This window comes from Nocardia puris, assembly GCF_003315035.1.
Taxonomy (GTDB): Bacteria; Actinomycetota; Actinomycetes; order Mycobacteriales; family Mycobacteriaceae; genus Nocardia; species Nocardia puris.
On record NZ_QNRE01000038.1, the window covers coordinates 1 to 9,822 of the forward strand.

Sequence of the window (9,822 nt, forward strand, 5' to 3'; positions counted from 1 at the left end):
CTTGAAGGATCACGCGGTGGCCATCTCCTTTCCGGCTACGACACGCCGGTCACACCGGACGATCCGGCTGATACACCACCCTGCCGGACGCAACCAGTCGGGATGGAGCCCACTACCACTCCCACTCAAACCCAACCACCGTATGCTCCGCATAAGGTAGAAATCGATGCAGCTCGCGCGGTGGCGTGAAATCAACAGCAATTTTCTCCACCGCATTGCCGCCGTCGTAGCTGTCCCACACGCACCACCATGTTCGCCCGGGGAACGTGTCGTGGAAGATCACCCGCATATCGAAGTCATTAATACGGTTCCGCGCTGCTCGCCGAACCTGGGTGCAGGGCTCCAACATTTCCCGATGGGTAGTGAAATACTGGAGCGAGGTATGTTGCCCCATCCGAAGCGTTCGGCTCAATTTCAGCTCTACGCCGGTGAATCCGGGCACGCTGCGGCGATACCCACCGAAGCTGCCACCCGCCACGACATGTACGGCCGTGAGCGTGTCCTTGGGGCTGTAGCCGAAAGTATCGACGCCATCCTCTAGACCAACCGAGTATCGCCACCAGCGTCAAGCTCATCCTTCATCACCCACACAAACGCCACCCCGCTCCGCGGCATGACCCAGCCGTCGAACTGGAGCCCGATCATCTTGCCGGGCACCGTGTCTGGGCTTCGTATCGCCGTGCTCTTCTGGCTGCTCGCGATGAAGTCGATCATGTTGACGTAGGCAATGTCGGTGTCGCTGTAGTCGAGCTCGATGTCGACGCCGCGGGATGGTTGGTCAATGTCGAAGTGCAGCAGCCTGTTGTGCGCCGCGGGCACGAGCCGGTAGGTGTACGAGATAGTCCGCTCCTGGTCGCGCTCATCCTCGGGGATGCCGAGGTTGACGCTGTAGGTCTGGGCACCCTTGCGGGCGGTACGCCGGATCGGACGTTCGTCGCCATCGACCGTGAACTGCACCAGTTCGAAGGCCTCCGTGGTGCCGGCGTCGACGCCATTGCCGGGCCGGTAGTACCAGGCGAACGTCGAGGCGGGATCTTGCGTGAGATCGCGGTATTCGTCGATGTCCGACAGTGAAACGAAGCGGCGCACGTTGCTGGACGGCACCGTGGTGTGTTCGTGCCGGATGGTGACAACCAGCCTCGACGGGTCGGCTGCGGTGGTGGGCGAAGCGCCTTCGGCGCTTCGCTTAAGCATGCTTAAGCGGACAGATATTTTGACGTCGTGCCAGCGTTCGACCGAGCGGACGGCCTGGTCGCGGATGTCGGTGTACAGCTCGCGGGCGAACTCCCGGTTGCCCAGGCGCATGGCCAGGCTGTTGGTGATGATGTCGTCGAGCAGTTCAGGCGTGGCAACGCGGCGCAAGTCCTTGTCCTCGAAGGCAAATCCCTTGAGCACCGCGTCCTTGATCGTGGGCGCATGCTTGGTCAGCATCCGATCCAACCGTTCGTCGTCGGCCGCTTGCTTCTCGCGCTCGAAGTAGCTGTCGAGCCAAATACCAAGCAGGCCGGCGCCGACCAGGAGCACGCCCAGCTCGTTCCACGGCACGATCGCCAGCCATCCCAACTCTCGCACTGTCGGGATAATCTGGCCGAAGGTCATGAGCGACGCGCCCACCATGAACAGCACCAGACCGGCGAGGATCTTCTTGGTTCGGATGAGTCGGTGCAGCGTGTCGTCCATAAGCTTTGTTGCCCCCATTGTACCAAGTCATAGCAGTTTGGCATAGACGCACCAAAACGGCGGGTACCCATCGGATACCCGCCGTTTGCCGTGTCTTGGCCCGGGGTTGCCCAGGCGCCGCCGACTAGCCGTTGCCGCCGCTCATGGGGCCACCTCCTCCCGTGCCGCCCGTTCGCCCGCCAGCGGGCCGTGTAGCGGCCCGTTTCGGGGCGAAACCGGCCGTTTCCGGCCGTGCAAACCCTGAACATAAGGTACAAAACGCTTGGGGTCAATACGGTTGGGTACGTACCGCTCTGGCCGTTTGTGCACGGGCCGTATGAAGTTGGGGAACCATGCCCAACCACACCTCGCCCGACGACGCCAAGCCTCCGCTCAACGCGACGACGCGTGAGTTCGGTGCGCGGGTTCGTGACCGGCGGTTGACGATCGGCCTCAGCCAGGAAGCCGCGGCCGTGAAGTGCGGTGTCCACTGGACACAGCTCGGCAAGGTCGAACGGGGGCAGCGCAGCCTGCGGCTGGAGACCCTCATCAAGATCGCGGACGGGCTGGAGATCGACGCTGGGCTGTTGGTGAGCGGGCTGCCGGTGCCGGAGTCCACCGCGGACTAGCCTGCTGCGTCCCGGCGGCCGGACAGAGGCCAGCTACTCGAAGCCTGGTGCGGGCAGGGCGAACTCGTCCTTGTAGAGGCGGAACGGGCGAGGCGGTTCCGCCTCGGGAATCGCCAGCAGCGGGTAGGCAGAGGTCCGAAGTTGCCGCGGCCGGTAGCTGCCTTCGAACAAGATCATCACCGATCCGCCGACTCCGTTGTGTCCGCGGGTCGGGTTGAACTCTCGGCCGGCATTGAGCAAGCGCCCAAACTCCCTGCCGTCGTTGCCGACCGAGATGCTGCCGTCGTGGAAGAACTGGACGAACGTTCCGTTGTCGGCGCAGATCGTGGCCGCTTCCTCGCGGCCGCGCTCAGGCTCCGTCGGTATCAGGATGTCGGGCTTGTGCTGCTTGCCCGTTGGTCCCGCCACATCCAACCGGTCGCCGACGCCAATATGGACGGTCTCACCCAGCGCGTTGTGCGCCTCCCGACCGACGATCGTCCACAGATGAGTTGTTGACCAGACCTTGACGCGGCCGTCGAAGAACAACGACACGCGGTCACCCTGTCTGTTGCCGATCAGGTGCTTTTCCGGGTTCGCACTCATCCCGCTCCTTCAGGCCCACCGCAGCGATCTCGCGGCCAAGCGTACCCATCCGACTCGCTCGCTGCGGGCGGTCCGGCAGCTTTGCAGCACTCCCCCGGATCGCACGGAATTTTCGCCCGGCGCCGTATTTCAATGCGGCCTGGAGGCCCGGTTCGACGACGCACACGACGAACCTTCCACTACGCCGAAAGGAGGTATGTCGTTCCCCTGTGCGGCTGCCGTTCCGACGGTGACGACCGGCCCGGGCCCGCACCCCGTGCGGTCCCCTGCCATCGTCGTTTCGATGTCAGTCGCTACCAACGGCCGCTGGCGATCAGGCTGTCGGCATGCTCAACGATCTGGTCGATGAGCCGGTTGAGGGTGTCGAACGGATGGCGGGACGGCAAACCGGGTACTTCCGGATCCGAGTTGATCTCCAGCAGCACCGAGTGCACCCCATTCGACCAACTCACGCGGGAGATCCCAAGTTCCGTCGAGATGAGCTTCGCGCCTCCTCGGGAGCCGTCGAACGGCAGCCGCACGCCGCTCTTGAACGGGTTGTACGGATCGTCGGATATCTGGGTCGCATAGTCAGCGTCGCTTCGCGCCGACTGCGGTTCCGGATGCACGTCGACGTGGATGGTGACTTCGTCGAGGTCATTGGCGCACGCATGCGTGTCCACGTCGTTCGCGCTCGTCCGCCACGCTGTCCGCGCGTCTTGCAGCTGCGGTGACATCTGCGCAGCCTGGAGCGCCGACGCATCGAGCAGAAGGCACGCGTTCCGCAGCGGGGAAGGTGTGGACGGTGGAGGCTGGGGTGCCGGCTCGGCTGGAGGTGCAGCCGATGGCGGCGCTGCCGAAGTCGGCTGCGGCTCCGGGGTCTGCGGGGTCTCACCGTGTTTCACCACGCCGATCGTCACGTCGGTTGTGGTGCCAAGCGGGGTGTCAGTGGGAATCTCCTGTCGAGTGACCGTCCAGTTGCTGTCCACCCACACATTCCTGTTCGCGCCCGTATCGTCCTGCACCTGGACATCGAGATCGAGTCGTCCAAGTGTCTTGCGGGCCTCGTCCAGCTGCATCCCAACAACGTTGGGCATCGTGGCGTTGGCATCCCTGTCGAGTTCGGTCAGGGCTTCGCAGCCAGTCGCCAGCACCGCGGCGGCTGCGAGCATTCCTACAGGACCCCAATAGCGCGCCCGAGCAACACGATTCCCGCTGTGACGAGTTCGCCTGGAGATCCTTGGTTGCCCCGCCTTTCGGCGGATCCGTGCAAAGTGCGTAACCCGCACCGTCTGGATCGTGGCAGTCGGCAGAACCGCGGATCGGCCGGCCCCGCGGCGCCAGAACCGACCGCAGCCGAACCCGCCCACGAAGACGGCCAGCAGCCACAACCGCCACAGCGGGATCGCGTCAACCGATCCACTCGGCCGCCCGAGAATCGCACCAAACACTGGCGAACTGTAGCAGGCATTCATCCGGATCCCGGGGACACGACAACGACACAGAATCCCCACCCGGCCAGGCAGTTTGTACGCGGCCGGCATCCCTGCGACGTTCGCGATCGATACCACCAAGAGTCCGCCCAACCGCCGTGCAGCCCAAAACAACTCGCGCCCCATCGGTACAGTGGCAGGCGGCATCGACACACAGGGTGGCGGGTCGATGCCGATGGTCCGGCGCCGAACGACGATGAACGGCGGGCGCCAGTTCGACTGCGGCCAAGCGGTTCCCCCCAAAAGCCGGGACTGCACAACTACCCCGGTCGGACGATCACCAACCAGCAAGGGGGAACGAACATGACCGAGGAACCCTGGCGCGGTCACGCCCGCGTCATCCTCGACGAGGCGATTGAAAACCCGGCCAGTGTCGGCGCCACGTTGGCCCGCGTGGCCCTCGACGATTCGATCAGCGGTGATGAACTCGTCCAGATGGCGTTCTACTGGATCGACCAGCTGGCCCAGGCCGACCCAGGGACGCTCCACCTGATGGCAGCAAGCCGGCTGTCCCAACTCCAGCGATGGTCACTGGAATTGATCACCGCCCGGATCAGCGGCGACACAATCGAGACCGAACGGCTAACCCGGAAGCTGTTGGCCCGTCACTTCAACGAGTCGCTGGAGTATCTGGCGGTACTGGTGACCTTCGTGGGGATCAGCCTCCGCGAGGACATCCCTGGGGAGTGAGCCGGAACGTCGCGGCAGGGCCAAGGAAGACCCCAGGGTCGAGCCGCTCCGCTGCCGCGACACCACCCCGCAGCTGGACCTACGCGGTGGCCTTCTTGTACGCCTCGACAATCTCGGACGAAACCCGGCCGCGGCTCGATACCTCGAACCCGTTTTGACGCGCCCAGTCCCGAATCGCCTGGGTCTGCTCACGATCCGCCGCGGTACGCGCCGCCGTCACAGTGACAGTTCCCTTCTTGACGCGACCAGCCTTGCGGGCGTGGGGAATCCACTTCTCCAGGCTGTCCCGCAGCTTGCGCGCGTTCTTGGCGGACAGGTCGATCTCGTACAGGACCCCATCCAAGGAGAACGACACCGTCTCCTCAGCCTTCGACGTGCCGTCGAAGTCGTCGACCAGCTCGACAATGACCTTGCGCGCCATGCTCTTCCCTCCGTCTTCGAATGGTGCCCCCACAGTAGACCCGGGCGCTCTGCACTTCCCAATCGGATCATTGTGGCGTCCGCTCTTGTTATGCACTACGCGTAGCGCGTTGCGTACCTGGGCTCGCACGTGTCGGTCATGCGCGAGAGGCAGCGCGCCGATACGTTCGCCAGGGCTTATCGTTTGCCTGGCAGCACCAAAAGTCCGAGCAGACAATACGGAGAAACTACCAATAGCTCCCGCCTCGGGGTCGGCCGACGCGGTGCGGTAACTCGGACCCTACTATCTCGGGTCTGAGGTTCCCCCGCTTTCTCGGAGGGCTCTGACTGTGGTCCGATAGGACCGGAAGGAGTCATTCGTGGCAGCACCGAAGAAGTACCCGGACGAGTTGAAGGCGCGGGCAGTACGGCTGTATCGGGAGTCCGATCCGAAGCCGACGATACGGAAACTGGCCGCCCAGCTCGGTGTGCATCACGAAGCATTGCGGCTGTGGATCCGCCAAGCCGAGGCCGATGCCGGCGAGCGAGACGACAAGCCGACGACCGACATGCTGGCCGAGAACCGGGCCCTGAAGAAGCGGGTCGCGGAGCTGGAGCGAGTCAACGCCGTATTACGTGATGCGAGTGCGTATTTCGCCTCGGAGCTCGGCCAGACCCGGCGGTGATCGTGGCGTTCGTCAGCGAACACCCGCAGCACCCGGTCGAGCTCGTATTACGGGTTCTGGGGATCGCGTCCTCGACCTATTACGGCTGGTTGCGGCAGGCGCAGACGCCGTCTCAGCGACGTTTGGCCGACCAAGAGCTGCTGGCCGAGATCGTCGATATCCATACCAGCTCCGGCGGGACTTACGGGTCGCCGCGGGTTCACGCGATGCTGGCCCGGCGTGGTTTCTCGGTCGGCCGCAAACGCGTCGAGCGGTTGATGCGGGATGCGGGTTTGCAGGGCGCGTTCCTGCGTAAGAAGTGGCGGGTGGGTTCGACCCGGCAGGATCGGCGTGCCACCCCAGCCCCGGACCTGGTCAACCGCGACTTCACGGCTGGCGAGCCGGACCGGTTGTGGGTTGCCGATGCCACCCGCATCGTCTGCGGCGAGGGCGTGTTCTGGCTGGCCGCGGTCCGGGACGCGTTCTCGAATCGGATCGTGGGCTGGAAGTGCTCGGACCGATGTGACACCGAGCTGGTCCTCGGTGCTCTCGAGTACGCGGTCTGGACCCGCGATGTTCGTGACGGGCAGCTGGTTCATCATTCCGACCGCGGGTCGACCTACACGGCGATCCGCTTCGCTAACCGGTTGGCCGACAACGGGATAGCGCAGTCGATGGGGTCGGTCGGTGGCAGCTACGACAACGCGCCCATGGAGAATTTCTTCTCCACCCTGAAGACCGAGTTGGTATATCGAAACAGTTGGCGGACAAGGGAAGACGCCGAGAACGCCTTGTTCGCCTACATCGACGGCTGGTACAACACCCAACGGATCCAGAAGAAGCTTGGCTGGCGATCACCCGACGAATACGAAGCCAGCTACCATCATCAGGTTCCCGCTGGAACCAGATAATCCGCTCTCCTGATTAGCGGGGGAACCTCAGGTCTCAGTTCGCTGACCAGAAGATGTTGCCATAGGTGACAGCTATTTTAGGTGGTGACAGGCCGGAGAGTTGGTGCTAGCTTCGGTAGCTGTCGACGGGGGTGCCGCTGTCGGCCATATGCGTGTTTTCTGGGGTGAGGCGGGACTGGCATGAGGCTGAACATCTTTCGGATACCACCGACAGAGGCAGGTTTGCTACGCGGGCACATGGAGACGTTGAGGATGTCGGTCGCCCACCGAGACAACGCGGATGGGTGGCGCACCGAGCTGTGGCTGCACAAGGTTCCACACAAACCTGTCCCGTGGACCTTGTTCTATCGCCCGCTCCTCGGAGATGACGTGCCAACAGCTCCAGGGCTCTCAGGCGTGTACATGCTCCAGTCGGACGAGACGTGCTATGCAATAACCCACGGTAGTGCGCATTTTTTCGTGAGACCGTTCTGCGACTACGACTTCGGGATTGATGTTGCCAAGCGGATTGCGAACGAAGGCGACGTGACACAGACTGCGTCGAAACGCTTCCAGGGAATTCGGAGAAAGGAAATACGAAGCTACGCCGCCAACTCGCGACTAAGCGTGCAGGGCGGAGAATCGGTCGACTTCGTGCAGGCTAAGATCATGCCCGACTATCAGGCGCTGTTCGGCCGGTCAGGCAAGTTTGGAACCTCAGCCCAGCTGTCTCCCAAGTTGACAGTTTTTGATGTCGGACATTTTCTCAGTTCGCTGAGCGTGGAGATGAGGAAGCCGGAGCGATTCCGGGTTCCTCGGACGCTCGTCATCAAAGAGCCTGCGGAGGTCGAGCGTTTCGACCGGATACTGGTGGACGGTATTCGGTCGCCCGGCAGCACAACCGCGTTCGCAAGCGATAGCTTTGAGCTCTCCGGCGTTGAGTTCATCTTTGGAGGAAGCGGCGACATCTCGATCAAGGCGCCGCGAAAGCCGTCAGTAACGCTGGATTCTCCCTCGATAGAGGAGCTGCGCACCTACATTAATGAGCATAACCTGACTGACGACCAGATACTTCGAATCAACGTCACGCATATCGGCGACGACGGCTCATACCGGACTGAAAAACTGAAGGAATCGCTCGACTTTACTGTCGATGCTCAACGTGTCGTTCTCACCGGCGGCAAGTGGATGCAATTCAACCAGGACTATCTCGACTACCTGGACGAAGTCGTGCGCGGAATCGACACAGAAGAGACTGAAAGCTCGTTCAAGTCGATTTCTATGACTGAGACCGGATTCAACGCTTCACAGGCCGTCCGAGACGCGGGCTACATAAATGCCGACAAGGATTTCAGTATCTTCAAAACGAAGTCCTCGACCTCGATCGAGGCATGGGATCTCCAACGCGGCGATACCGTTTACGCTCTGAAGTTCGGTACCGCCCAGAAACTGGGTTACGTATGCGACCAAGCTTCGAATCTGCTACACCTGCTTTCGAATAAGGCCGGCGTGAAGCGGATACCCCAGTTCCAGCGCTACTGCCTGTGGCTAGGATACGAAGCGCAGACTGCACCCAAGAACATCGCCGATACAAACTCGATCATCCTCAAGCAGAAGATTGAGGCATGGGCACGGCTTTGTACCGACTTGGGCATCACGCCCGTAATCAAGATCAGCAAGAAGGTCAGCCGCCGGACGTCGCCATTCCCCAAGCGGAGGTAAGCCTTGCGCTCTTTCAGGTCCGGCGGACCCGGTTTGACTGGTGCGACGACGATGCGGATCCCTACCGCCCGCCTGCGCACGCAGCGTCCACCGAATGCACGACTGCAGTGGCGAACGCACCCAAACATCCCCATTTGTCTCGCGCACTAGGAAGCGTTGCATTCTATTGCGATTGTTCATACAATAGAATGCATATGGACAAGAAGGAATTCGAGCGGCAATTCGCGAAACTATACAGTCACATCGATACCCGACTTGATTCTATGGAAAAATCCCTAGCGTCAGACATTGACGACCTGCGAGAGGAAGTTCGAACAGGATTCGATCAGATCGCGTCGAAGCTCGATGACGATGAAGTTGAACGAGCCGCCATGAGCGCGCAGCTCGCTCGGCATGAACGCTGGCACCAGAAGGAGGCCAGCCACCTGGGCATCACCCTTCAGCCCGACGCTTGAGTACGCAAACCTCAGCGCACTCCAACGTCGACGATGAATAAACTACATCGATCCAACCTTGCATTTCCTAGCCGGCGGAGTTATATCTGATGTAGTGGGATGAACAGATAAAGATATGCAACAGATTCAAGATAGTATGCAAGGATGCAGAAGCCAAGTTTCACCAATTGATGTCAAGTACCGGGACGTAGAAGAACTACTGTCCAAGCGCGGGTTCTCGGCTAGACTCTGCGATACCGGCGGTGGCTGCTATGCACTCGTCGTAGAAGCAACTATTGGTCGGACAGTTCTCGTCACCGATCGCCTCGGCCCGCTCACCGACAACCGGCGGGAACAATCCGGATGGGGAATCGGCGTATATACCGATGAGTCATGCGACGAGCTTGTCTTATTTCGAGAGGTGGCCGAGCCAACAGGCGAGGCGCTCATCGCAACTCTTCAGACAATGCCCGAACTACATCGCCGCATGTCAGACAAGGTCACTACAGGCGATGCTCGCGAATAGGATTGAACCTTGCCATCGATTATGCGTGCCACATACGCGCGACGTGGATAAATTCGGGTCAAGTCCTGGGGTGTGGTGTAACGGAGTTGGTCACCGCGTGATCGGTTGTTCGGTCAGGCGGTGAGTTCTGCGGGGGTGGTGTCCTCCTGTT

General features: G+C 61.7%; 12 protein-coding genes. 8 read left to right on the plus strand and 4 right to left on the minus strand.

The features are described 5' to 3' along the window. The first annotated feature begins 166 nt into the window (after positions 1-166). Positions 167-541 carry a hypothetical protein gene (locus DFR74_RS35740; RefSeq protein ID WP_147266043.1) on the plus strand — a complete coding sequence of 125 codons (375 nt, stop codon included), beginning with the start codon at positions 167-169 and terminating at the stop codon, positions 539-541. Here the strand turns inward: DFR74_RS35740 and DFR74_RS34865 are convergent. Continuing rightward, positions 538-1,680, minus strand: a complete 1,143-nt coding sequence (locus DFR74_RS34865) for a hypothetical protein (RefSeq protein WP_067514721.1) — start codon at positions 1,678-1,680, stop codon at positions 538-540. The two genes, DFR74_RS35740 and DFR74_RS34865, sit on opposite strands and share 4 nt — an antisense overlap. 332 nt (positions 1,681-2,012) lie before the next feature. Between DFR74_RS34865 and DFR74_RS34870 the strand changes: the two genes are divergently transcribed. Then, entirely contained in the window at positions 2,013-2,288 is a 276-nt protein-coding gene (locus DFR74_RS34870) for a helix-turn-helix domain-containing protein (protein WP_067514719.1), read from the plus strand. Between the two features lie 33 nt (positions 2,289-2,321). On the opposite strand, the gene DFR74_RS34875 is transcribed toward DFR74_RS34870, so the two are convergent. Both DFR74_RS34875 and DFR74_RS36475 read right to left on the minus strand, forming a co-directional pair. Further along, positions 2,322-2,873 (minus strand): hypothetical protein, encoded by a 552-nt coding sequence (locus DFR74_RS34875; protein WP_067514717.1) that lies wholly within the window; start codon positions 2,871-2,873, stop codon positions 2,322-2,324. 293 nt (positions 2,874-3,166) lie between these two features. Beyond that, positions 3,167-4,024 (minus strand): PASTA domain-containing protein, encoded by an 858-nt coding sequence (locus DFR74_RS36475; RefSeq protein WP_170160859.1) that lies wholly within the window; start codon positions 4,022-4,024, stop codon positions 3,167-3,169. 624 nt (positions 4,025-4,648) lie between these two features. Between DFR74_RS36475 and DFR74_RS34885 the strand changes: the two genes are divergently transcribed. Then, entirely contained in the window at positions 4,649-5,035 is a 387-nt protein-coding gene (locus tag DFR74_RS34885; protein WP_067514713.1) for a hypothetical protein, read from the plus strand. A 79-nt stretch (positions 5,036-5,114) separates the two neighbouring features. Here the strand turns inward: DFR74_RS34885 and DFR74_RS34890 are convergent, their stop codons facing one another. Then, a complete protein-coding gene (locus tag DFR74_RS34890) occupies positions 5,115-5,456 on the minus strand; it encodes a histone-like nucleoid-structuring protein Lsr2 (RefSeq protein WP_067514711.1) in 342 nt (113 codons plus the stop codon). Between the two features lie 358 nt (positions 5,457-5,814). On the opposite strand from DFR74_RS34890, the gene DFR74_RS34895 reads away from it, so the two are divergent. From DFR74_RS34895 to DFR74_RS36480, 5 genes are all read left to right on the plus strand, one after another. Further along, positions 5,815-6,120 carry a transposase gene (locus DFR74_RS34895; protein WP_040723173.1) on the plus strand — a complete coding sequence of 102 codons (306 nt, stop codon included), beginning with the start codon at positions 5,815-5,817 and terminating at the stop codon, positions 6,118-6,120. Beyond that, positions 6,117-7,010 carry an IS3 family transposase gene (locus tag DFR74_RS34900; RefSeq protein WP_113975430.1) on the plus strand — a complete coding sequence of 298 codons (894 nt, stop codon included), beginning with the start codon at positions 6,117-6,119 and terminating at the stop codon, positions 7,008-7,010. Before DFR74_RS34895 ends, DFR74_RS34900 begins: the two co-directional genes overlap by 4 nt. 252 nt (positions 7,011-7,262) lie before the next feature. Beyond that, positions 7,263-8,711, plus strand: coding sequence for a DUF6119 family protein (locus tag DFR74_RS34905; RefSeq protein ID WP_170160860.1), 1,449 nt, complete (start codon positions 7,263-7,265; stop codon positions 8,709-8,711). Positions 8,712-8,905: 194 nt separating this feature from the next. Next, on the plus strand, positions 8,906-9,166 hold the full coding sequence (locus tag DFR74_RS35745; RefSeq protein WP_147266045.1) for a hypothetical protein: 261 nt from the start codon (positions 8,906-8,908) through the stop codon (positions 9,164-9,166). Positions 9,167-9,281: 115 nt separating this feature from the next. Continuing rightward, positions 9,282-9,671 carry a hypothetical protein gene (locus DFR74_RS36480; protein WP_170160861.1) on the plus strand — a complete coding sequence of 130 codons (390 nt, stop codon included), beginning with the start codon at positions 9,282-9,284 and terminating at the stop codon, positions 9,669-9,671. Positions 9,672-9,822 lie beyond the last annotated feature (151 nt).